The sequence below is a fragment of the Roseiterribacter gracilis genome (assembly GCA_018332375.1).
Classification (GTDB): Bacteria; Pseudomonadota; Alphaproteobacteria; order BOG-932; family Roseiterribacteraceae; genus Roseiterribacter; species Roseiterribacter gracilis.
Genome location: BOPV01000001.1, coordinates 1 through 20,763, shown reverse-complemented (window position 1 = coordinate 20,763; position 20,763 = coordinate 1). Strand labels below are relative to the sequence as shown.

36 protein-coding genes are annotated in these 20,763 nt (G+C 63.2%); 1 reads left to right on the top strand and 35 read right to left on the bottom strand.

What is annotated here, in order from left to right:
• Positions 1-3 precede the first annotated feature (3 nt).
• From TMPK1_RS00180 to TMPK1_RS00165, 4 genes are read right to left on the bottom strand one after another with little or no spacing between them, the layout of a single operon-like run.
• A complete protein-coding gene (locus tag TMPK1_RS00180; protein ID WP_420240677.1) occupies positions 4-669 on the bottom strand; it encodes an HAD-IA family hydrolase in 666 nt (221 codons plus the stop codon).
• Positions 666-1,658: an RluA family pseudouridine synthase gene (locus tag TMPK1_RS00175; RefSeq protein ID WP_420240676.1), complete on the bottom strand. Its 993-nt coding sequence runs from the start codon at positions 1,656-1,658 to the stop codon at positions 666-668. The genes TMPK1_RS00180 and TMPK1_RS00175 overlap by 4 nt, the downstream gene beginning before the upstream one ends.
• Position 1,659: 1 nt before the next feature.
• Positions 1,660-2,019 carry a fluoride efflux transporter CrcB gene (gene crcB, locus TMPK1_RS00170; protein WP_420240675.1) on the bottom strand — a complete coding sequence of 120 codons (360 nt, stop codon included), beginning with the start codon at positions 2,017-2,019 and terminating at the stop codon, positions 1,660-1,662.
• Positions 2,016-2,840, bottom strand: coding sequence for a hypothetical protein (locus tag TMPK1_RS00165; RefSeq protein ID WP_420240674.1), 825 nt, complete (start codon positions 2,838-2,840; stop codon positions 2,016-2,018). The genes crcB and TMPK1_RS00165 overlap by 4 nt, the downstream gene beginning before the upstream one ends.
• Positions 2,841-2,923: 83 nt before the next feature.
• Here TMPK1_RS00165 and TMPK1_RS00160 point away from each other — a divergent pair, with 83 nt between their 5' ends.
• Positions 2,924-3,331, top strand: a complete 408-nt coding sequence (locus TMPK1_RS00160) for a DoxX family protein (RefSeq protein ID WP_420240673.1) — start codon at positions 2,924-2,926, stop codon at positions 3,329-3,331.
• Here the strand turns inward: TMPK1_RS00160 and TMPK1_RS00155 are convergent.
• The 31 genes from TMPK1_RS00155 to TMPK1_RS00005 all read right to left on the bottom strand — a co-directional run.
• The gene (locus TMPK1_RS00155; protein ID WP_420240672.1) at positions 3,328-3,570 is read right to left on the bottom strand and encodes a YkvA family protein; all 243 of its coding nucleotides are present in this window, start codon (positions 3,568-3,570) and stop codon (positions 3,328-3,330) included. The two genes, TMPK1_RS00160 and TMPK1_RS00155, sit on opposite strands and share 4 nt — an antisense overlap.
• Positions 3,567-4,871: a replication-associated recombination protein A gene (locus TMPK1_RS00150; RefSeq protein WP_420240671.1), complete on the bottom strand. Its 1,305-nt coding sequence runs from the start codon at positions 4,869-4,871 to the stop codon at positions 3,567-3,569. Before TMPK1_RS00150 ends, TMPK1_RS00155 begins: the two co-directional genes overlap by 4 nt.
• Complete coding sequence (locus TMPK1_RS00145; protein WP_420240670.1) at positions 4,868-6,238, bottom strand: Do family serine endopeptidase; 1,371 nt, start codon at positions 6,236-6,238, stop codon at positions 4,868-4,870. The genes TMPK1_RS00150 and TMPK1_RS00145 overlap by 4 nt, the downstream gene beginning before the upstream one ends.
• A gap of 122 nt (positions 6,239-6,360) precedes the next feature.
• Positions 6,361-6,789: a 50S ribosomal protein L17 gene (gene rplQ / locus TMPK1_RS00140; protein WP_420240669.1), complete on the bottom strand. Its 429-nt coding sequence runs from the start codon at positions 6,787-6,789 to the stop codon at positions 6,361-6,363.
• A 104-nt stretch (positions 6,790-6,893) separates the two neighbouring features.
• Positions 6,894-7,910: a DNA-directed RNA polymerase subunit alpha gene (locus TMPK1_RS00135; protein WP_420245590.1), complete on the bottom strand. Its 1,017-nt coding sequence runs from the start codon at positions 7,908-7,910 to the stop codon at positions 6,894-6,896.
• An 84-nt stretch (positions 7,911-7,994) separates the two neighbouring features.
• Positions 7,995-8,390 carry a 30S ribosomal protein S11 gene (rpsK, locus tag TMPK1_RS00130; protein ID WP_420240668.1) on the bottom strand — a complete coding sequence of 132 codons (396 nt, stop codon included), beginning with the start codon at positions 8,388-8,390 and terminating at the stop codon, positions 7,995-7,997.
• Positions 8,391-8,446: 56 nt separating this feature from the next.
• Positions 8,447-8,827: a 30S ribosomal protein S13 gene (gene rpsM / locus TMPK1_RS00125; protein ID WP_420245588.1), complete on the bottom strand. Its 381-nt coding sequence runs from the start codon at positions 8,825-8,827 to the stop codon at positions 8,447-8,449.
• A gap of 212 nt (positions 8,828-9,039) precedes the next feature.
• Positions 9,040-9,690, bottom strand: a complete 651-nt coding sequence (locus TMPK1_RS00120) for an adenylate kinase (protein ID WP_420240667.1) — start codon at positions 9,688-9,690, stop codon at positions 9,040-9,042.
• A complete protein-coding gene (gene secY, locus TMPK1_RS00115; RefSeq protein ID WP_420240666.1) occupies positions 9,687-11,039 on the bottom strand; it encodes a preprotein translocase subunit SecY in 1,353 nt (450 codons plus the stop codon). The genes TMPK1_RS00120 and secY overlap by 4 nt, the downstream gene beginning before the upstream one ends.
• Before the next feature lie 137 nt (positions 11,040-11,176).
• The gene (gene rplO / locus TMPK1_RS00110; protein WP_420240665.1) at positions 11,177-11,659 is read right to left on the bottom strand and encodes a 50S ribosomal protein L15; all 483 of its coding nucleotides are present in this window, start codon (positions 11,657-11,659) and stop codon (positions 11,177-11,179) included.
• Between the two features lie 5 nt (positions 11,660-11,664).
• Positions 11,665-11,841, bottom strand: a complete 177-nt coding sequence (gene rpmD, locus TMPK1_RS00105; RefSeq protein ID WP_420245586.1) for a 50S ribosomal protein L30 — start codon at positions 11,839-11,841, stop codon at positions 11,665-11,667.
• 110 nt (positions 11,842-11,951) lie between these two features.
• The gene (gene rpsE, locus TMPK1_RS00100) at positions 11,952-12,518 is read right to left on the bottom strand and encodes a 30S ribosomal protein S5 (RefSeq protein ID WP_420240664.1); all 567 of its coding nucleotides are present in this window, start codon (positions 12,516-12,518) and stop codon (positions 11,952-11,954) included.
• Positions 12,519-12,529: 11 nt separating this feature from the next.
• A complete protein-coding gene (gene rplR, locus TMPK1_RS00095) occupies positions 12,530-12,892 on the bottom strand; it encodes a 50S ribosomal protein L18 (protein WP_420240663.1) in 363 nt (120 codons plus the stop codon).
• A 2-nt stretch (positions 12,893-12,894) separates the two neighbouring features.
• Positions 12,895-13,428 (bottom strand): 50S ribosomal protein L6, encoded by a 534-nt coding sequence (rplF, locus tag TMPK1_RS00090; RefSeq protein ID WP_420240662.1) that lies wholly within the window; start codon positions 13,426-13,428, stop codon positions 12,895-12,897.
• Between the two features lie 3 nt (positions 13,429-13,431).
• Complete coding sequence (gene rpsH, locus TMPK1_RS00085; protein WP_420240661.1) at positions 13,432-13,830, bottom strand: 30S ribosomal protein S8; 399 nt, start codon at positions 13,828-13,830, stop codon at positions 13,432-13,434.
• 12 nt (positions 13,831-13,842) lie between these two features.
• Positions 13,843-14,148, bottom strand: coding sequence for a 30S ribosomal protein S14 (rpsN, locus tag TMPK1_RS00080; protein ID WP_420240660.1), 306 nt, complete (start codon positions 14,146-14,148; stop codon positions 13,843-13,845).
• 18 nt (positions 14,149-14,166) lie between these two features.
• Positions 14,167-14,739 carry a 50S ribosomal protein L5 gene (rplE, locus tag TMPK1_RS00075; protein ID WP_420240659.1) on the bottom strand — a complete coding sequence of 191 codons (573 nt, stop codon included), beginning with the start codon at positions 14,737-14,739 and terminating at the stop codon, positions 14,167-14,169.
• Positions 14,736-15,056: a 50S ribosomal protein L24 gene (gene rplX / locus TMPK1_RS00070; RefSeq protein WP_420240657.1), complete on the bottom strand. Its 321-nt coding sequence runs from the start codon at positions 15,054-15,056 to the stop codon at positions 14,736-14,738. Before rplX ends, rplE begins: the two co-directional genes overlap by 4 nt.
• Positions 15,056-15,424 carry a 50S ribosomal protein L14 gene (gene rplN / locus TMPK1_RS00065; RefSeq protein WP_420240656.1) on the bottom strand — a complete coding sequence of 123 codons (369 nt, stop codon included), beginning with the start codon at positions 15,422-15,424 and terminating at the stop codon, positions 15,056-15,058. Before rplN ends, rplX begins: the two co-directional genes overlap by 1 nt.
• A 13-nt stretch (positions 15,425-15,437) precedes the next feature.
• Positions 15,438-15,692: a 30S ribosomal protein S17 gene (gene rpsQ / locus TMPK1_RS00060; protein WP_420240655.1), complete on the bottom strand. Its 255-nt coding sequence runs from the start codon at positions 15,690-15,692 to the stop codon at positions 15,438-15,440.
• Positions 15,693-15,702: 10 nt separating this feature from the next.
• On the bottom strand, positions 15,703-15,912 hold the full coding sequence (gene rpmC / locus TMPK1_RS00055) for a 50S ribosomal protein L29 (protein ID WP_420240654.1): 210 nt from the start codon (positions 15,910-15,912) through the stop codon (positions 15,703-15,705).
• Positions 15,912-16,325: a 50S ribosomal protein L16 gene (gene rplP / locus TMPK1_RS00050; protein WP_420240652.1), complete on the bottom strand. Its 414-nt coding sequence runs from the start codon at positions 16,323-16,325 to the stop codon at positions 15,912-15,914. Before rplP ends, rpmC begins: the two co-directional genes overlap by 1 nt.
• A 12-nt stretch (positions 16,326-16,337) precedes the next feature.
• Positions 16,338-17,015: a 30S ribosomal protein S3 gene (gene rpsC / locus TMPK1_RS00045; RefSeq protein ID WP_420240651.1), complete on the bottom strand. Its 678-nt coding sequence runs from the start codon at positions 17,013-17,015 to the stop codon at positions 16,338-16,340.
• Between the two features lie 3 nt (positions 17,016-17,018).
• Positions 17,019-17,414 carry a 50S ribosomal protein L22 gene (gene rplV, locus TMPK1_RS00040; protein ID WP_420240650.1) on the bottom strand — a complete coding sequence of 132 codons (396 nt, stop codon included), beginning with the start codon at positions 17,412-17,414 and terminating at the stop codon, positions 17,019-17,021.
• A gap of 2 nt (positions 17,415-17,416) precedes the next feature.
• Positions 17,417-17,695, bottom strand: coding sequence for a 30S ribosomal protein S19 (gene rpsS, locus TMPK1_RS00035; RefSeq protein WP_420240649.1), 279 nt, complete (start codon positions 17,693-17,695; stop codon positions 17,417-17,419).
• Between the two features lie 3 nt (positions 17,696-17,698).
• Entirely contained in the window at positions 17,699-18,538 is an 840-nt protein-coding gene (rplB, locus tag TMPK1_RS00030) for a 50S ribosomal protein L2 (protein WP_420240648.1), read from the bottom strand.
• A 4-nt stretch (positions 18,539-18,542) separates the two neighbouring features.
• A complete protein-coding gene (locus tag TMPK1_RS00025; protein ID WP_420240647.1) occupies positions 18,543-18,866 on the bottom strand; it encodes a 50S ribosomal protein L23 in 324 nt (107 codons plus the stop codon).
• Positions 18,863-19,483, bottom strand: coding sequence for a 50S ribosomal protein L4 (gene rplD, locus TMPK1_RS00020; RefSeq protein ID WP_420240645.1), 621 nt, complete (start codon positions 19,481-19,483; stop codon positions 18,863-18,865). The genes TMPK1_RS00025 and rplD overlap by 4 nt, the downstream gene beginning before the upstream one ends.
• A 5-nt stretch (positions 19,484-19,488) precedes the next feature.
• The gene (gene rplC, locus TMPK1_RS00015; RefSeq protein ID WP_420245585.1) at positions 19,489-20,223 is read right to left on the bottom strand and encodes a 50S ribosomal protein L3; all 735 of its coding nucleotides are present in this window, start codon (positions 20,221-20,223) and stop codon (positions 19,489-19,491) included.
• 18 nt (positions 20,224-20,241) lie between these two features.
• Positions 20,242-20,550, bottom strand: a complete 309-nt coding sequence (gene rpsJ, locus TMPK1_RS00010; protein ID WP_420240644.1) for a 30S ribosomal protein S10 — start codon at positions 20,548-20,550, stop codon at positions 20,242-20,244.
• Between the two features lie 37 nt (positions 20,551-20,587).
• On the bottom strand, positions 20,588-20,763 hold a 176-nt coding region (locus TMPK1_RS00005; RefSeq protein ID WP_478212887.1), incomplete at its 5' end, for an EF-Tu C-terminal domain-related protein.

The window sequence follows — 20,763 nt, the reverse complement described above, 5'->3', positions numbered from 1 at the left end:
CTCCTAGTCCAACAGTTCGGCGACCAGCGCCGGCAATTCACGCGGAGACGAAGCGATGCGCGCAGCGCCTGCTTCGCGAAGCTCGTCCGCCTCGTGATATCCCCAGGAAACGCCAATCGTCGCTTTCAGTCCCGCGGCTTTTGCCATCGCGACGTCATAGACCGTGTCGCCGATCATCACCGCGTCCTGCGGCTCGACCCCGGTTTCGGCCAGCGCCTGCAGCGCCATGTCCGGATGCGGTTTGCCCGGCGCGGTATCCGATGTTTGCAAGGTCATAAAGCGCGGCAGCAGCCCGTGGCGCTCCAACGTCATGGTCAGGCCGCGCGTGCCTTTGCCCGTCGCAACGCCGAGCAGCACGCCGGCTGCGTCCAGTTCCGCAACCGCTGCGTCGATTCCTTCGAACATCGGTTCGTGAAACCCGTCTTCGAGACGGATGGTCGAAAACACGTCGCGATAGTGATCGTCGAGCCGTTCGATCAGCGCGTCGTCGTCGGATGCTGCAAGCCGGCGGATCGCTTCTTCCAGCGGCAGGCCAACGACGCGACGCACCGCGTGCGCGGCCGGTGCGACCAGCCCTTCGCGCCCGAACGCAGCCGCCATCGAGGCGATAATGCCGCCCTGGCTGTCGACCAAGGTGCCGTCGCAATCAAACAAAGCGAGCTTGGTCATTCTTCGATCACGTCGAACGGATTGCCGTCGTCATTGCGGTCGAACCCGAAATAATCCCAGGTCTTTTTCATGTGCGGCGACAGCGGCGCGGTGACGTCGATTTTGCCGCGCCCTTTGGGATGCGGAATGATCAGACGGCGCGCATGCAAGTGCAGTTGGCGCGCCAGTTCGGCGCCTTCGATGAAGGCTTCCTGGCCCGCATATTTTCCGTCGCCCAGAATCGGCCAGCCGAGATGCGCCATGTGCACGCGCAACTGGTGCGTGCGGCCCGTCTGCGGCCACATCGCAACCCAGGCGGCGCGGCGATGCGCGTTCTCGATCACCTGGTAGAGCGTGATTGCGTGCTGGCCTTCTTCGTCGTCGACCGCGACGCGTTCGCCGCGCGGGCCGGCTTGCTTGGCCAGCGCCATGTCGATGCGGCCTTGCAACGGATCGGGCACACCGACCGTGATCGCCCAATAATATTTGCGCGCAGCGCGCGTGCGGAACGTCGTCGTCAGTTTGCGCGCGGCCGCGGTCGTGCGCGCGATCAACAAGACACCCGACGTGTCTTTGTCGATGCGATGCACCAGCTTGGGGCGCTCGCCACCCTCGGCGAACGCATCGAGCACGCCGTCGATATGCGTGTCGGTGCCGCTGCCGCCCTGCACCGCAACGCCGGCCGGCTTGTTGAAGGCGATGACCGCGTCGTCTTTGTAGAGGATCGCTTTGCGCAGATCGGCGATCAGATACTCGTCTTGCTTCGAGGTGCGTTTGACCGGCGGCGGCTTCGACGTGTCGACTTCGGGCAGCGGCGGCACACGCACGACCTGGCCCGCTTCGACACGCGTCGATGCTTCGGCTTTCTTGCCGTCAACGCGCACTTGGCCCGTGCGCAGCAACTTTTGCAGCTGCCCCTGCGTCACTTGCGGGAACATGCGCTTGAACCAGCGGTCGAGCCGCTGGTCGCCGTCGTCGGCGCCAATTTCGACGGTCTGAACTTTTGTCATGTTACGCAGCCAACTTCATTGCGATCACACAACCGGCGATGCCGGCGATGACCGAACCAAACACATACAACGCGGCCTGCCCCCACTGTCCGCGTTCGACCAGCAACACCGCATCGAGCGAGAAGGTCGAGAACGTCGTGTAGCCACCGAGAATCCCGGTGGTGAGAAAGCTGCGCAGCTCCATCGGTGCGGGCCATTTCTGCATGAACAGACCGGCCAGCACGCCCATCACGATCGAACCCGTGACGTTGATCAGCAGGATCGCCCACGGCCCGCCGCCGACGGAGACGGCAACGATCCAGCGCAACGTGGCGCCCAGACCACCGCCGACGAATACGGCGCCCAAGGTTGTGAGACTCATGACACTCCGAAAATCCAGCCTTCGCGCGCCAGGATGGCAGCGTCGGCAGTGGGTTTCCAACTTTGCGCGTTGCCTGCCAGCAGCCGCAGCCCAGCCGCAGACACCAGCGCATCGGCTTCGTGATCGTCGAAACCGGTACGAAAGGTGGGACGGCTGCAGCCCAGCGCCGCAAGGCAGCGATCCAGTTCGGCGCGGGTGCGTACTTTGGCACTCCCATGGCCGACACGGCGAAGGAACAGGCGCGGATAGATCTCTACGAGGACCGAGCCGCCCGCAAGCGACTCGAACGGCCAGACCGCTATGCGTTGGCCGAGCTGGGCTTTGAGATGCAGCAGCGCCCGCATTCCGGCCAAAGCGCCCTTTCCGACCTGTTTGGCGCCGATCAGCTTGTAGGGGCTTTGCGGGGCGCCCAGCCCCTGGGCCAGGCAGGCCTGTTCGGTCGCCCGGTGGCGATCGACCCAGCCCGCCGGCATCGTCCCCTTGGTCCAATAGAGCGGCGCGACCCCATCGGCGGCGGCATAGGCAGCCCCGTGAAAGTCGGCCGCGCCCGCCGCTGCACGCTCGATTTCGGCCCAAAGCGACGGGGCGGGCAGCGTGTTGCCCGGCAACGAGAAGGCGCAATCGATACCCGCCAGCACACGATCGGACCCGGCCAGCCGGGCCGCGAGCCAGTCGATCGCCGCACTGCGCGACCACAGCCGGTCGCGCGGCCGGATCAGACGCGGCGTCGCTGCATTCGCGCCAAGTTCCGCGATTGCGATCCCGGCATAGCGGCGACCGGCGGCGCCCGACCAATCCAGCGCGACGTAAGCGTCAAACATTGCCCCTCGTTCCTCGCGCAACGTGACTGTCCTGTCAGCACCAACTAGGCTCGCGACCGATTCCACAGCCCGGAGCCGTAACGATGGATCGCACAATCGGACCGCTGGTCGCGCGCGTGTTGCTCAGCGCGATTTTCGTCTGGAGCGGCCTTGGCAAGTTGGCCGCGAAAGCAGCGACGATCGGATACATCGAGTCGGCCGGCGTGCCGATGCCCGAGATCGCCTATTACCTGGCGCTGCTCGCCGAACTTGGTCTCGGCGGCTTGTTGCTGATCGGCTTGCTGACGCGCTGGGCTGCGTTGGGATTGGCCTTCTTCTCGATCGTGTCGGCAGCGATGTTCCACGCCAATTTCGCCGACCAGGGACAGGCGATCAATTTCATGAAGAACCTGGCGATGGCGGGCGGCCTGTTGTTCGCCGCCATGCAAGGCGCCGGCGCAATCAGCGTCGACGGCATCTTCGGCAAGCGTCGCGCACCTCTTCGCCGCTAAACGTCTTCTTTCAGCATTGCAGGTGGCAACCAGCGCTCGACCAACCATGTACCGAGCGCGACCACCGCTGCGTCGTCGATCCAACCGATGATCGGAATGAAGTCGCTGATCAGATCGATCGGGCTGACGACGTAAGCGATCATCGCGATCACCAACAACCGCGCCTGCAACGGGCTTTCCCGATCCAGCAGCGCGCGTTTCAACAAGCGCGCATGCCGCACCAAGCGCAGCGCTCTCATTTGTTACCCCGTTCCTTGCTGCGCTCTTCGCGCAGCTTGGACCAATGGTCGAGACGTTTGCCGAGTTCGCGTTCGAAACCGCGATCGACCGGCTTGTAGAATTCCGGCCGCTTCATCCCGTCGGGAAAATAATTCTGGCCCGAGAACGCGTCCGGCGCGTTGTGGTCGTAATCATAGCCGCTGCCATAGCCGACTTGTTTCATCAGCTTAGTCGGGGCGTTCAGGATATGTTTGGGCGGCATCACGCTGCCGCTTTCTTTGGCTGCGCGCTTGGCTTCGCCGAACGCGCTGTAGGCCGCATTCGATTTCGGCGCGGTGGCGCAGTACAGCACCGCCTGCGCGATCGCGAGTTCGCCTTCGGGCGATCCCAACCGTTCGTAGGTTTCCCACGCAGCCAGTGCCTGCGTCAGCGCGTTGGGATCGGCCAGTCCGATGTCTTCGACCGCCATACGCACGACGCGGCGCGCGATATAGCGCGGGTCTTCACCGCCATCGAACATGCGCGCTAACCAATAAAGCGACGCGTCGGCGTCGCTGCCGCGCACCGATTTATGCAGCGCCGAAATCAGGTTGTAGTGGCCTTCCTGACTCTTGTCGTAGAGCGGCGCGCGCCGCTGGATGACTTGGGTCAGGCGCGCGCGATCGAGCTGCTTGTCGGCGGGGAAGCGAAACAGCTCTTCGGCGAGGTTGAGCAGAAAGCGCCCGTCGCCATCAGCCATGTCGAGCAAGGCCGTACGCGCATCCGCATCGAGCGGCAATTTGCGTTCTTCGATTTCCTCGGCGCGCTCGAGCAGCTGTTCCAACGCAGTCGCGTCGAGCCGCTGCAGGATCAGAACTTGGGCGCGCGACAGCAACGCTGCGTTCAGTTCGAAGCTTGGATTTTCCGTCGTCGCACCGACCAGCACAACGGTGCCGTCTTCGACGTAAGGCAGGAACCCGTCCTGCTGGGCGCGATTGAAGCGATGAATTTCGTCGACGAACAGCAACGTGCCTTGGCCCGCTGCGCGCCGCTTCTTGGCGACGTCGAACACTTTGCGCAGATCGGCGACGCCCGAGAACACGGCCGACAAAGGTTCGAACGCAAGATCGGTTGTTTCCGCCAGCAAGCGCGCGATGGTGGTTTTGCCGCAACCGGGCGGTCCCCACAGGATCAGCGACGCCAACCGACCGCTCGCAGCCATACGCGCAAGCGGCCCATCACCTTTCAGCAGATGATCCTGACCGATGACCTCATCGAGTTTGGTCGGCCGTAGACGATCTGCGAGCGGACGCGGTGCGCTTGCTTCGAAGAGTGACGTCATCGCACCACGGTCTGGAACACCTGATCGCCGCGCTGCACGGTCAGCGCAACGCCGCGCGCTTTCTGCAGCGCAGCCGCAAGCGCTTTGGTTGAATTCACCGGCACGTTGTTGGCGCGCAGAATGACGTCGTCTTTCTGCAGGCCCATTTGATCGGCCGGCGAACCTTCAGCAACATCGAGCACCAGCACGCCTTCTCTGACGCGTTGGCCATGCTGATCGGCGAGGCCCGGAGTCAGCGTTGCAACCGTGACGCCCGCCAGCGGACCTTGCTTCACCAGTTGCTCGTCCTGCGGCAGCGCTTCGGGTTTTGCGACGAAGGTCAGCTCTTCAGTCTTGCCGCCGCGCACGACCGTCATCCGGCCTTTGCCGCCAACCGGAATCAGCGTCACGCGATAGCGCAGCTCGCCCGGGTCGCTGACATCCTTGCCGTTGATCTGCGTGATCACGTCACCGCGCTTCAATCCCGCGTCGGCAGCGGCACCACCGGCGGTGACATTGTCGACCAGCAAGCCACCCGGACGCGGCAAGTTGAGCGACTGCGCGATCTCGTTCGTCACCGGCTGCGCGGTCACACCCAGGAACGGACGCACGACCTGCTTCTCGCCCTTCTCGCCCGCTTCGATCACCGTCTTCACGATGTTGGCGGGAATGGCGAAGCCGATGCCGATCGAACCGCCCGACTGCGAGAAGATGGCGGTGTTGATGCCGACCAGCTTGCCGTCCATGCCCAGCAGCGCGCCGCCCGAATTGCCCGGATTGATCGCGGCGTCGGTCTGAATGAAGAAGCCGAAATCACCGATGCCCGCAGCACTGCGCGCGGCCGCCGACACGATGCCGCTGGTCACGGTCTGTCCAACGCCGAACGGATTGCCGATCGCGAGCACCATGTCGCCGGTTTCGACCTGATCCGAATCCTTCAACTGCAGCACCGGCAGACCGCTCGCTTCGAGCTTCAGCAGCGCCAGATCCATCCGGTCGTCGCGCAGCACCAGCTTGGCGGTGAATTCGCGCTTGTCGTTGAGCACGACATTGATGTCGTCAGCGTCGCGGATCACGTGCGCGTTGGTGATGACATAGCCGTCGGCGCGCACGATCACGCCCGAGCCCAGCGACATCGACGGGCGCGCGCGGCGCTGCAGCTGGTCGCCGAAGAAACGGCGCAGCACCGGGTCGTTGAGCAGCGGGCTGTTGACCTGCTGCGGACGCTTTTCGGCGAAGACGTTCACCACCGCCGGTGCGGCCTGTTTCACCAAAGGCGCGAAGCTGAGTTCGATCTGCTGGCGCGATTGCGGCATCTCGCGCTGCTGCGCAGCGGCGGGGACGACGAAAGCGAGGGCGGCCAGCATGAAGGTAACGGCGCGGATCATGGTTCTTCCTTGGTCTTCCACGACTGAACGACTGGGCCACAAATCTGGTCTCACCGGACACAAACGAAAAGGGCGCGCTCTTCGCAGAGCGCGCCCCAATTCGTGACCGACCTTGACCGGCTTTAGGCGTGAACGTGTTCGCCGTCTTCGTCGGCAACCTGCACCGGACCCGAATCCAGACCCTTGGCAGCGACGTCGCGGTCGACCAGCTCGATGATCGCCATCGGCGCGGCATCGCCATAGCGGAAGCCGGCCTTCAACACGCGGGCGTAGCCGCCCGAACGGGCCGCGTAGCGCGGGCCCAGCGTGTCGAACAGCTTCTTGACCATCGCGTCGTCGCGCAGCTGCGCGAACGCCTGGCGACGATTGGCGAGACCGCCCTTCTTGCCCAGCGTGATCAGCTTTTCGACGATCGGGCGAAGGTCTTTCGCCTTCGGCAGGGTCGTCTTGATCTGCTCATGCTTGATCAGCGCGTTGGCCATGTTGGCGAACATCGCTTTGCGATGGGTCGACGTACGATTGAGCTTACGACCGGCTAGTCCGTGACGCATTGCGGTTCTCCTTCATGTGTGGCCCGACGCGCGGGTCCGATGGTGGGATCCGGCCGCCGCTTTCGTGTACGGCCGGGGTAGGCATGCTCTGACGAACGTTCTGGTTAGAACGGCTCGTCCAACTTCTTGGCGAGATCTTCGATGTTCTCCGGCGGCCAACCGGGAACCTGCATACCGAGATGCAGCCCCATGGTGGCGAGAACTTCTTTGATCTCGTTCAGCGACTTGCGGCCGAAGTTCGGGGTGCGAAGCATTTCGCCTTCCGACTTCTGCACCAGGTCGCCGATGTAGATGATGTTGTCGTTCTTCAGGCAGTTCGCCGAACGAACCGACAGTTCGAGTTCGTCGACCTTGCGCAGCAGGTTCTTGTTGAACGGAAGATCCGAGTGGTGATCTTCGCCGCGCTCGCTGGTCGGCTCCGAGAAGTTCACGAAGATCGCGAGCTGGTCCTGCAGAATGCGCGCAGCGTAAGCGACGGCATCTTCAGGGCTCACGGCGCCGGTCGTTTCGACCGTCATCGTCAACTTGTCGTAGTCGGTGATCTGACCGACGCGCGTGTTGTCGACTTTGTACGACACTTTGCGAACCGGGCTGAACACGCTGTCGACCGGGATGAAACCGATCGGCGCGTCTTCCGGACGGTTCAACTGGGCCGGGCGATAGCCCTTACCGGTCTGCACCGTCAGTTCCATGTTCAACTTGGCGTCGCGATCGAGCGTGCAGATCACGAGATCGGGATTCATGATCTCGATGTCGGCGCCGGTTTCGATCTGCGAAGCGCGAACTTCGCCCGGGCCTTCAGCCCGCAGACGCATACGCTTCGGACCTTCGGCGTGCATGCGCAGCGCCAAGGTCTTGATGTTCAGCACGACGTCGGTGACGTCTTCGCGAACACCCGGGATCGACGAGAATTCGTGCAACACACCGTCGATCTGGATCGCGGTCACCGCTGCACCTTGCAGCGACGACAACAGGATACGGCGCAGCGCGTTGCCCAACGTCAGACCGTAACCGCGCTCCAGCGGTTCGGCGACGATGTTGCCAACGCGACGCGCGTCATCGCCCGCCTTCACGTCGAGCTTCGACGGCTTGATCAGTTCTTGCCAGTTCTTCTGCATTATATCCCCTGCGGTGAGGGAGAAACGAAGCGCGGCGCCAATGCCCTTTTGGGCGGCGCCGCACCGAAAATTCGAACGTGCCGGGTGTTAGACCCGGCGACGCTTCGGCGGGCGAACACCGTTGTGCGGCACCGGCGTGATGTCGCGGATCGCGGTGATCGCGAAACCGACAGCCTGCAGCGCGCGCAGCGCCGATTCACGTCCCGACCCAGGACCCTTCACTTCGACTTCCAGGGTCTTCATGCCGTGCTCCTGCGCCTTGCGCCCAGCGGCTTCAGCGGCCACCTGGGCCGCGTACGGCGTAGATTTCCGGCTGCCTTTGAAGTCCTGGCTGCCAGCAGAAGCCCAGGCAATCGCGTTGCCCTGCGCGTCGGTGATCGTGATGATCGTGTTGTTGAACGACGCATTCACGTGGGCGACGCCCGACGTGATGTTCTTGCGCTCTTTGCGGCGCAGACGACCTGCGGCAGCTGGTTTAGCCATATCGAATAGATCCTGTCTCGGATGTCAGCGCGCCGACTCTGTATTGAGTCGCGCGATTACTTCTTGGTCGCCTTCTTCTTACCGGCGATCGGCTTGGCCGGACCCTTGCGGGTGCGCGCGTTGGTGTGCGTGCGCTGGCCGCGAACCGGAAGGCTCTTGCGGTGACGCAGGCCGCGATAGCAGCCCAAATCCATCAGGCGCTTGATGTTGATCGAAACTTCGCGGCGGAGATCGCCTTCGACTTTGTAGTCTTGGTCGATCACTTCGCGGATACGAAAGATCTCATCGTCGGTGAGCTGATTCACGCGACGCTCAGCCGGGATACCCACGGCTTTGCAGATCACTTTCGCGTTCTGCGGGCCAATCCCGTAGATGTAGCGAAGCGCGATCTCGACCCGCTTCTGTGCGGGGATGTTCACACCAGCAATACGCGCCACGTAGTCTCTCCTTCGGCCCCGAAAGGCCATCGAACGCAAGCGGCCCCCAACTGGGGGCGCGCAAAACCGGCCGGTCGTCCTAAACTCCGGAAGGCCGCGAAAATATGGATCGCGCCTTGCAGAGTCAAGCCGGCCGCGGCTTTCGGGGGAACTTTTGCTCCCGGCCGAAAGGCCGCAGCTCTCCTAGGGTTCGCCTAGGTTCGTAGGTCGCCCTAATGGGCCTTCAGCAGGGCCTCGATCTGGCGCTCGACCTCATCGATGGCGGCCATGCCGTCGACCGATTCGAGAACGCCCTTGTCCCGGTAGTACGGGAGAATCGGGGCCGTCTGCTTCCGAAACACGTCCAGCCGGCCCTTTACGGTCTCGGCATTGTCGTCCGGCCGCCGGACGAACTCGGTCGAGCCGCACGTATCGCAGACCCCGGCCTTCTTCGGCGGGTTCAGCAGGTCGTGGAAGCCCGCACCGCATTTGGCGCAGGTGTAGCGCCCGGCAACGCGGCGGATGAGCTCGGGCTCGTCCACCTTCATCTCGATGACCGCATCGAGCTGGAGACCCTTCTCGGCCAGCATCCGGTCCAGCGCCTCGGCCTGGGGCGTGGTGCGCGGGAAACCGTCCAGGATGAAGCCCTTGCGGGCGTCAGGCTGGTCGATCCGGGTCGAGATCATGGCGATCATCAGGTCGTCCGGGACCAGCTGGCCCGCGTCCATGATTGCCTTGGCCTTCTGTCCCAGCTCGTCGCCCGCCTTCACGTGGCTGCGGAGCATGTCGCCAGTCGAGAGCTGCACCATGCCGCGCTTCTGTTCGAGAAGCTTTGCCTGCGTGCCCTTCCCCGCCCCTGGCGGGCCCAACAGGATGATGTTCACCGAGCTCGGGCTCCCCGCAGTTTGGCCTTCTTGATCAGGCCTTCGTATTGGTGGGCGAGCAAGTGGCTATGGATCTGCGCCACTGTATCCATCGTCACCGACACAACGATCAGCAACGACGTGCCGCCGAAATAGAAGGGCAGGCTGTATTCGCTGATCAGAATCTCCGGGATCAGGCACACGACGCACAGATAGAAGGCGCCAATCACCGTGATTCGAGTCAGCACATAGTCGAAATAGTCAGCGGTGTTCTTGCCCGGACGAATGCCCGGAACGAAGCCGCCATACTTGCGCAGATTGTCGGCGGTCTCGGTCGGGTTGAAGACGATCGCCGTGTAGAAGAAGCAGAAGAACACGATCAGCGCTGCGTACAGCACGATGTAGAGCGGACGGCCGTGGCCGATCTGCTGCGAGAACCAACCCAGCCAACCCGAGTCGCCACGCTGGCCCATGAAGCCGACGATGGTCAGCGGCAGCAGCAACAGCGACGACGCGAAGATCGGCGGAATCACGCCCGACGTGTTGAGCTTCAACGGCAGATGGCTGTTTTCACCGCCAAACATACGATTGCCGACTTGGCGTTTCGGATATTGAACCACGATCCGCCGCTGGGCGCGTTCCATGAACACGATGAACATGATGACGGCGATCGCCATCACGAACATCAGCAGGATCGCAAAGCCCGACAAGGCGCCGGTGCGGCCAAGTTCGAGTGCCTGCACCAATGCACGCGGCAATTCCGCGACGATGCCGGCGAAGATGATCAGCGAGATGCCGTTGCCGATGCCGCGGCTGGTGATCTGTTCGCCGAGCCACATCAGGAACACGGTGCCGGCAACCAAGGTCAGCGCGGTTTCGATGCGGAAGAACATGCCCGGGATCAGCACCGCGGACGAACCGCTGGCGCCGGTCATGCTTTCAATGCCGGTTGCGAGGCCGTAGCCCTGCACCAGCGCCAGCAGCACGGTCAGATAGCGCGTGTACTGGTTCAGCTTCTTGCGGCCCGCCTCGCCCTCTTTCTTGAGCGTCTCCATCGACGGCACGACCGCAGTCATCAACTGCACCACGATCGATGCCGAGACGTACGGCATGATGTTGAGCGCGAAGATGGTCATGCGGTGCAGCGCGCCGCCCGAGAACATGTTGAACATGTCCAGGATGCCGCCGCGGCTTTGATTGAAGATGTCGGCCAGCACCGCCGGGTCGATGCCCGGCAGCGGGATATAGGTCCCGATGCGATAGACGACGAGCGCAGCCAGTGTGAACCAGATGCGTTTGCGGAGTTCGGGCGCCTTCGCGAAGGCGCCGAAATTCAGATTTGCTGCGAGCTGCTCGGCGGCGGAAGCCATGATGACTCTTCGAGTAGCGAGGATCACCGCCCCTATCAATGGTCGGGGGGCAATCCTGGAAGTAAACACGCGAACGCCGGACGCGATGGTCCGGCGCTCGACGAACTACATAGTGCGGGGCAAGCCCCGGCGCGAGATCAACCCGCCGCGGCTTCTTCGACCTTGGGCAGCGTGACGCTGCCGCCGGCCTTTTCCACCGCTGCGATTGCAGCCGCGCTGGCACCGGCGACGTCGATCGTCACCTTGGCCGTCAGCGCGCCCTTGGCGAGCAGACGGACACCATCGCGCGTGCGGCGCAGCAAGCCGGCCGCAACCAGCGCTTCGCCGTTGATCGTCGCCTTGGCGTCGAGCTTCTTTTCGTCGATCGCAGCCTGGATCGAGCCCAGGTTGATCACGACGTAGTCGCGACGCATGTGGTTGGTGAAGCCGCGCTTCGGGATGCGGCGATGCAGCGGCATCTGGCCGCCTTCAAAGCCGTTGATCGCGACGCCGGAGCGCGCGGTCTGACCCTTGCCGCCACGGCCGCCGGTCTTGCCTTTGCCCGAGCCGATACCACGGCCGATGCGCATGCGGCCCTTACGGGCACCGTCATTGTCGCGAATGTCGTTGAGCTTGGTCATGGCAATTACTCGGTCGGCGACTCAACGCGGATGAGGTGCTGCACGGTGCGGATCATTCCGCGCACCGCCGGCGTGTCCTCGAGCTCGCGAGTCCGGTTCATCTTGCCCAGTCCGAGACCCTTCAGAGTCGCGTGCTGATACTGTTCACGACCGATCGGCGACCCGGTCTGGGTCACGATCACGGTCTTGCCGCTCTTGGCTGCAGCCGCTTTGGGGGCGGCAGCTGCCTTCTTCGGAGCAGCAGTCTTCGGCGCAGCGGCTTTCTTCGCCGGGGCTTTCTTTTCTTCGGCCATCACGAAACGCCTTCGAGATTGGCTTCGGCTTCACCCGGCTTGCCCAGGATCTCGGCGACCTTGCGGCCACGACGCGCCGCGACCAGGCGCGGGCTCGAGAGATGGGTCAGCGCATCGAGCGTTGCCTTGACCATGTTGTGCGGGTTCGACGTGCCGACCGACTTGGCGACGACGTCATGGACGCCGAGCGCTTCGAAGACGGCGCGCATCGGACCACCTGCGATGATGCCGGTACCGGCCGGAGCTGCGCGCAGCACGACTTTGCCGGCGCCGAAACGGCCCTGCAGATCGTGATGCAGCGTGCGGCCTTCGCGCAGCGGAACGCGAACCATGCTCTTCTTGGCCTGTTCGGTCGCCTTGCGGATCGCTTCCGGCACTTCGCGGGCCTTACCCGCGCCGTGACCAACGCGGCCCTTGCCGTCGCCGACGACGACGAGTGCAGCGAAGCCGAAACGACGGCCACCCTTCACCACCTTCGCGACGCGGTTGATGGAAACGAGCTTTTCGACGAGCTCGCTCTGTTCGCTGTCGCGGTCGCGACGTTCGCGACGTTCTTCGCGTGCCATAGCCTAGCTCCTCAGAAGTCCAGGCCGGCTTCGCGAGCCGCCTCGGCGAGCGCTTTCACGCGCCCGTGGAAAATATAGGCACCGCGATCGAAGCGGACCTGCGTAACGCCGGCCGCCTTGGCACGCTCGGCAACGAGCGCACCGACGCGCTTGGCGGCATCGATGTTTGCGCCGCTCTTCAGTTCGCCTTTCAGCGACGTGTCGAGCGTCGAAGCCGCAGCGAGCGTCTTCTGCCCAGCGTCGTCGATGACCTGCGCGTAGATGTGCTGCGACGTGCGATGCACCGACAGGCGCGGGCGATCGCTGCGGATCTTCCGCATGCTGGCGCGGACGCGCAGCTTGCGGCGAGTGGTGGAGTCGAATTGCTGCGGCATGGCTATTTCTTCTTGCCTTCTTTGCGCAGGATCGTTTCGGACACGTACTTCACGCCCTTGCCCTTGTAGGGCTCTGGCGGACGATACGCGCGCAGCTCAGCTGCGATCTGACCGACCTGCTGCTTGTCCGGACCCAGGATCGAGATCGTGGTCGGCTTTTCCGTCTTCATCGTGACGCCGGCCGGGATCGGGTAGCGGATGTCGTGCGTGTAGCCGAGCGCGAGCACCAGCTCTTTGCCCTGCACCGCGGCACGATAACCGACGCCGTTGATCTCGAGGTCTTCGGTGAAGCCTTCGCTCACGCCTTTGACCAGGTTGTTCACCAGGCTGCGCGACGTCGCCCACATTTGGCGAGCACGACGGGTTTCGGCGCGCGGCAGAACGACGACAGTGCCGTCCTTCATCTCGACCGAAATGTCGTCGATCAGCGTGAGCTTCTTTTCGCCCAGCTTACCCTTGGCGGTAACCGTCTGACCGACCACCGAAACGGTGACGCCCGACGGAACCGGAACGGGATGTTTTCCGATGCGGCTCATGGCTCAGAACACCTTGCAGAGGACTTCGCCGCCAACATTGGCAGCGCGGGCCTCGTGATCTGACATCACGCCACGCGGCGTCGACAGGATCGAGATACCCAGACCGTTATAGAACTTCTGCAGCTCGCTGATCTTCGAGTAGACGCGACGGCCCGGCTTCGAGACACGCTGGATCTCTTTAATCGCCGGTTGGCCTTCGTGGTACTTCAGCTGCACCTTGATGGTCGAAATGCCGTTGACCACAGCGTCTTGCTCGTAGCCACGGATGTAGCCTTCGCGCTTCAACACTTCGAGCACGCTTGCGCGCAGCTTCGAGGCCGGGCTTTCGACGATCGACATATTGGCGTGCTGACCATTGCGGATGCGGGTCAGCAGATCGCCGAGCGGATCACTCAGTGACATCTCGGGGTCTCCTTACCAGCTCGACTTGGTGACGCCGGGCACAAGCCCGATCGACGCCAGCTGGCGCAACGCAATGCGCGACAGCTTGAAACGGCGATAGACGGCGCGCGGACGGCCAGTCATTTCGCAGCGGTTACGCACGCGCGTCGGGTTCGAATTGCGCGGCATCTCCGCCAGCTTCAGCTGGGCGTCGAAACGCTCTTCGTCCGACACTTGCTTGTCGTCGGTGATCGCCAGCAGACGCTTCCGCTTGGCAGCAAACCGCTTCACCAGCTTGGCGCGGCGGTTGTTCTTCTCAACGGCACTCTTCTTAGCCATGTCTTATGTCCTCGCCGCTCAGCTCGTGAACGGCATGTTGAAGCCGCGCAGCAGCGCTTTGGCTTCAGCGTCGTTCTTGGCCGTCGTGCAAATCACGATGTCCATGCCCCGCACCGACTCCATCTTTTCGTAGTCGATTTCCGGGAAGATGATCTGTTCCTTCACGCCCATCGCGTAGTTGCCGCGACCGTCGAACGAGTCGGGCTTCACGCCGCGGAAGTCGCGAACGCGCGGCAGCGCGATCGTGATCAGGCGATCGAGGAACTCGTACATACGAGCGCCACGCAGGGTGACCTTGCAGCCGATCGGCATGTGCTCGCGCACTTTGAACTGCGCGATCGACTTGCGGGCCTTGGTGATGATCGGCTTCTGGCCGGCAATCGCCTGCAGCTCCGCCACCGCCGGCTGGATCTTGCGCGTGTCACCGGTCGTCTCGCCGACGCCCATGTTCAACACGATCTTTTCCAGCTTCGGCACGGCGTAGTCGTTGGCGTAGCCAAACTCAGCCTTCAGCGCGGCTTTGATCTTCTCTTCGTACTCGCGCTTCAGGCGCGGTGCGTCGGTCTTGCTCTTTGCAGTCGCTTTGGTCATCGGTCGATCGCCTCCCCCGACGGACGGGCGACGCGAATCTTGCGGCCGTCTTCCAGGGTCTTGAAGCCAACGCGGGTCGGCTTGTCGGTCTTGGGGTCGATATGCAGCACGTTCGACACGTGGATCGTCGCTTCCTTCTCGACGATGCCGCCGGCCGAAGCCGGGGTCGGACGCGTGTGGCGCTTCACGATGTTCACGCCGCTGACGACGACGCGGTCAGCGCCCGGCAGCACGCGAACGACTTCGCCGCGCTTGCCCTTGTCGCGACCGGTGATCACGACGACGCGATCGCCCTTTTTAATCTTGGCGGCCGACATCACAGCACCTCCGGCGCGAGCGAGATGATCTTCATGAACTTCTTGCCGCGCAGCTCACGAGTCACCGGCCCGAAGATACGGGTACCGATCGGCTCGCCCTGCTTGTTGATCAGCACGGCGGCGTTGCGGTCAAAACGGATCAGTGAGCCGTCATTACGCGACAGCGGGAAAGCGGTACGCACCACAACGGCGCGATGGACGTCGCCCTTCTTCACACGGCCGCGCGGGATCGCCTCTTTAATCGAGACGACGATGACATCACCGACCTCAGCGTATTTCCGTTTGGAACCGCCGAGAACTTTGATGCACATGACCCGGCGCGCGCCGCTGTTGTCGGCCACGTCCAGATTAGTCTGCATCTGGATCATATTACGTTGCTCCTCAGGCCTGCGCCGCGCGCGACGGCGCCGGCGAGATCACGGTCCAGCGCTTGTTCTTCGAGATCGGAGCAGTCTCCTGAATCTCGACGACATCACCAACGCGGAACACGTTCGCTTCATCGTGCGCAGCGAATTTCTTCGAGCGACGAACGAATTTCTTATAGACGGGGTCCATGACGCGGCGTTCGACGCGGACGACGACAGTCTTGTCGCCCTTGTCGCTCACCACTTCACCCTGCATGACGCGCTTCGGCATCGTTCTTTCCTTACGCCTTGGCCGACGCCAGCTCGCGCTGACGCAGCACAGTCTGAATGCGCGCAATGTTGCGACGAACGATGCGCACGCGGGCGGTCGATTCCAACTGACCCGAGGCACGCTGGAAGCGCAGGTTGAACTGCTCCTTCTTCAACGCGATCAGATCGTCTTTCAGTTGGTCTTCGCTCTTGCCGCGAAAGTCTTCGGTCTTGGTCGCCATCACACCTGCTCCCGGGTCACGACGCGGGTCTTGATCGGCAGCTTTGCAGCCGCGAGCTCGAACGCGCGCATCGCGAGATCGGCCGGAATGCCGTCGATCTCGAACATGATCTTTCCCGGATAAATACGGGTCACCCAGAATTCCGGGCTGCCTTTACCCGAACCCATGCGGACTTCGGCGGGCTTCTTCGAGACCGGCACGTCCGGGAAGACGCGGATCCAGAGACGGCCCTGGCGCTTCATGTGACGGGTGATCGCACGGCGAGCAGCTTCGAGCTGGCGCGCAGTCACGCGTTCCGGTTCCAACGCCTTCAAACCGAAGGCGCCGAAATTGAGCGTCGTGCCCGAGGTCGCAACGCCGTGGATACGGCCTTTGTGCGCCTTGCGGTACTTGGTTCGCTTCGGACTAAGCATTGTCGTTATCCCTTAGCGCGCGGGCTGCTGTTCCATGGCGCGCTTGTCCTGCGCCATGGGGTCGTGCGCCATCACTTCGCCCTTGAACACCCAGACTTTGACGCCGCAGGTGCCGTAGGTCGTCTTGGCAGTGGCCGTGCCGTAATCGATGTCGGCGCGCAGCGTGTGCAGCGGCACGCGACCTTCGCGGTACCATTCGAGACGCGCGATTTCCGCGCCGCCCAAACGACCCGAGCAGTTGATACGAATGCCCTGGGCGCCCAGACGCATCGCCGACTGCACCGCGCGCTTCATGGCGCGACGGAAGGCAACGCGACGCTCGAGCTGGCTCGAGATGTTCTCGGCGATCAGCTTGGCATCGATTTCCGGCTTACGGATTTCGACGATGTTCAGCGCGACTTCCGAACCGGTGCGGGCACCGAGTTCCAAGCGCAGCTTTTCGATGTCGGCGCCCTTCTTGCCGATCACCACGCCCGGACGAGCCGAGTGAATGGTGATGCGAGCCTTCTTCGCCATACGCTCGATCACGACGCGACCGACGCCAGCCTGCAACAGGCGGGTCATCAAATATTCGCGCAGCTTCAAATCCTGGTGCAGGACGCGCGCATAGTCGCGACCGGCGTACCAGCGGCTGTCCCACGTACGGTTGATACCGACGCGGATGCCGATCGGATTGATCTTCTGACCCATGAATTACGCCTCCGCGCCGGCGGCCGCTTCGGCCCGCTCGCGCACCACAACGGTAAGATTGGAGAACGGCTTCTCGACCGACGCCGAACGACCACGACCGCGAGCATGAAAGCGCTTCATGACCAGCGCACGACCAACGGTCGCTTCGCTGACATAGAGACGATCCACGTCGAGCTGATGATTGTTTTCAGCGTTGGCGATCGCCGACTGCAGCACCTTGCGGACTTCCTTGGCGATACGACGCTCGCAGAAAGTCAGGTCGGCGAGCGCGTTTTGCGCGCTCTTGCCACGGATCAGCTGCGCCACGAGGTTCAGCTTGCGCGCCGAGGTACGGATCATCTTGGCGAAGGCTTTCGCCTCCGTCTCCGCCTGGCGACGTTCGTTGCTGGGCTTACCCATGATTAGGCCCTCTTCGCCTTCTTGTCCGACGCGTGCCCGTAGAAGGTGCGCGTGGGCGAGAATTCGCCGAACTTGTGGCCGATCATGTTCTCGGTCACGAGGACCGGGATGAACTTCTGGCCGTTGTAAACACCGAAGGTCAGACCGACGAACTGCGGCAGGATCGTCGAGCGACGCGACCAGATCTTGATGATCTCGTTGCGGCCCGAGCCCCGGCTCTTCTCGGCCTTCTTCAGCAGATACCCGTCAACGAACGGGCCCTTCCAAACACTACGCGCCATGTCTTAGGTCCTCCCCGAGCGCTTCGGCGCGCGGCGGATAATGTACTTGTCCGTGGCCTTGTTCTTCCGGGTCTTGTTGCCCTTGGTGCCCTTGCCCCAAGGCGTGACCGGATGACGACCACCCGAGGTGCGGCCTTCGCCGCCGCCATGGGGATGATCGACTGGGTTCATCGCGACGCCGCGGACATGCGGGCGAATACCCTTCCAACGATTACGACCGGCTTTGCCGAGCGACTGGTTCGAGTTGTCGGGGTTCGACACCGCACCAACCGACGCCATGCATTCACCGCGCACGGTGCGCAGTTCGCCCGACGTCAACTTCAACTGCGCGTAGCCGCTGTCGCGACCGACGAGCTGTGCATACGTACCGGCCGAACGAGCCAACTGGCCGCCCTTGCCCGGACGCAGCTCGACGTTGTGCACGATCGTACCGACCGGCATCGAACGCAGCGGCATCGCATTGCCCGGCTTCACGTCGACCTTTTCGCCGGCGATCACCTTGTCGCCAACGCCGAGGCGCTGCGGCGCGAGGATGTAGGCCTGTTCGCCGTCCTCGTAGGTGATCAGCGCGATGAAGGCGGTGCGGTTCGGATCGTATTCGATCCGTTCGACCGTACCGGCGACGTCGAACTTGCGGCGCTTGAAGTCGATCAGTCGATACGACTGCTTGTGACCGCCACCCTTCTGCCACGACGTGACACGACCGGTGTTGTTACGGCCACCCGACTTCGACTGGCCTTCGACCAGCTTCTTGAGCGGCTTGCCCTTGTAGAGATCCGACTTGTCGACCAGCACCAGTTGGCGCGTGCCCGGCGTAATCGGACGGAATTGTTTCAACGCCATCGCGTCAGACTCCCGTCGTCACGTCGATCGTCGACCCTTGGGCCAACGTGACGATCGCTTTTTTCACGTCCGAGCGACGACCGCGGACGCCCTTGAACATCTTGGTCTTGCCCTTGTGGACCAGCGTGTTCACGGCCTTCACTTCGACCTTGAACAGCGCCTCAACGGCAGCCTTGATCTCGGGCTTGGTTGCGTCCAACGCGACCTTGAAGGTCACCTGGCCGTGCTCCGAACCCATCGTCGCCTTCTCGGTGATGACCGGCGCGCGGATCACGTCGTAGTGACGAGGCGAGATCGCCTTGTCGTCTTTCTTCGTCTTCTTGCTCATTTCAGGCGCGCCTCGAGATCGGCGATCGCAGCGCGCGTGAGCACGAGCGTGTCGCGGCGGAGAATGTCGTAGACGTTCGCGCCCTGGCTCGGCAGCACGTCGACCAACGGGATGTTGGCGGCGGCGCGCGAGAAGTTCACGTCGAGCGTCTGACCGTCGATCACGATGACCGAGCCGAGGCCCAGCTTCGTCAGCGACGCAGCCAACTCTTTCGTCTTGTGCGTACCGGCGGTCGCTGCATCGAGAACGAACAGCTTGCCTTCGGCGGCCTTGGCCGACAGCGCGGTGCGAAGCGCGAGCTTCTTCACCTTCTTCGGCAGGTCGTATTCGTGGCTACGAACGACCGGTCCGAAGATGCGCGCGCCGCCGCGGAACTGCGGCGAACGCAGCGAACCCTGACGTGCGCGGCCAGTGCCCTTCTGCTTGTAGGGCTTCTTGCCGGTGCCGGAGATTTCGCTCACGCCCTTCGTCTTGTGCGTACCCGCACGACGCTTGGCCAACTGCCAGTTCACCATGCGATGCAGCAGGTCGCTACGAACCGGCAGCGCGAAAATATCGTCGCTGAGTTCGATGTCGCCCACCGCCGTGCCGGCGAGGTTTTTCACTTGGACCTTCATGGCCCTTACTCCTGCGTCTCGGTGACGGCCGGTTCAGCAGCCGCTTCAACAGCAGCTCCCTTACGCACCGCAGCCGGATACGGCAGCCCTGCGGGCGCCTTGGTCTTCTTCGCGTCCTGCACGATCACCCAGCCCTGGTCGGGGCCCGGGACCGAACCTTTGATCAGGATCAGGCCCTGCTCGACATCAACGCGAACGACTTTGACGTTCTGCGTCGTGACGCGCTCGGCACCGAGGTGACCGGCCATCTTCTTGCCCGGGAAGGTACGACCCGGATCCTGGCGGTTACCCGTCGAACCATGCGAGCGGTGCGAGACCGACACGCCGTGGGTCGCGCGCAGACCACCAAAGTTCCAGCGCTTCATCGAACCGGCGAAGCCCTTGCCGATCGACGTGCCAGTGACGTCGACGGTCTGGCCGGCGAGGAAGTGATCGACGCCGATTTCGGCACCGACATCGACGAGCGCTTCCGCGGGAACGCGGAACTCGACGGTCTTCTTCTTCGGCTCGACCTTCGCCTTGGCGAAATGGCCGCGCTGTGCCTTCGAGACATTCTTCACCTTGGCGGTGCCGACGCCGAGTTGAAGAGCGGTGTAACCGTCCTTCTCCATCGTCTTCTGCGACACGACCTGGCAGGTCTCGACTTTGAGGACGGTGACCGGAACGTGCTCGCCCTCGGGGGTGAACACGCGGGTCATGCCGACCTTCTGCGCGATGAGTCCGGTGCGGACTTTATCCATTTGCATGACGGCGACGCCTTACAGCTTGATCTCGACGTCGACGCCGGCAGCGAGGTCGAGCTTCATCAGCGCGTCCACGGTCTGCGGAGTCGGGTCGATAATGTCGAGGAGCCGCTTGTGCGTGCGCATTTCAAACTGCTCACGGCTCTTCTTGTCGATGTGCGGGCTGCGCAGCACCGTGAACTTTTCGATGCGGGTCGGCAGCGGAATCGGCCCGCGGACGCGCGCACCGGTGCGCTTGGCCGTGTTGACGATTTCACTCGTCGACTGGTCAAGCACGCGGTGGTCGAACGCCTTGAGGCGAATGCGGATGCTCTGGGTATCCATGGCGTGAAGCCTTGTTCCTGTCAGTCCGAGGCGTCGATTAGGCGATGATCTTGGCGACGACGCCGGCACCGACGGTGCGGCCGCCCTCGCGGATGGCGAAGCGCAGGCCTTCATCCATCGCGATCGGTGCGATCAGCTCGACTTCCATCGAGATGTTGTCGCCCGGCATCACCATTTCCGTGCCTTCCGGCAGCTTCACCATCCCCGTCACGT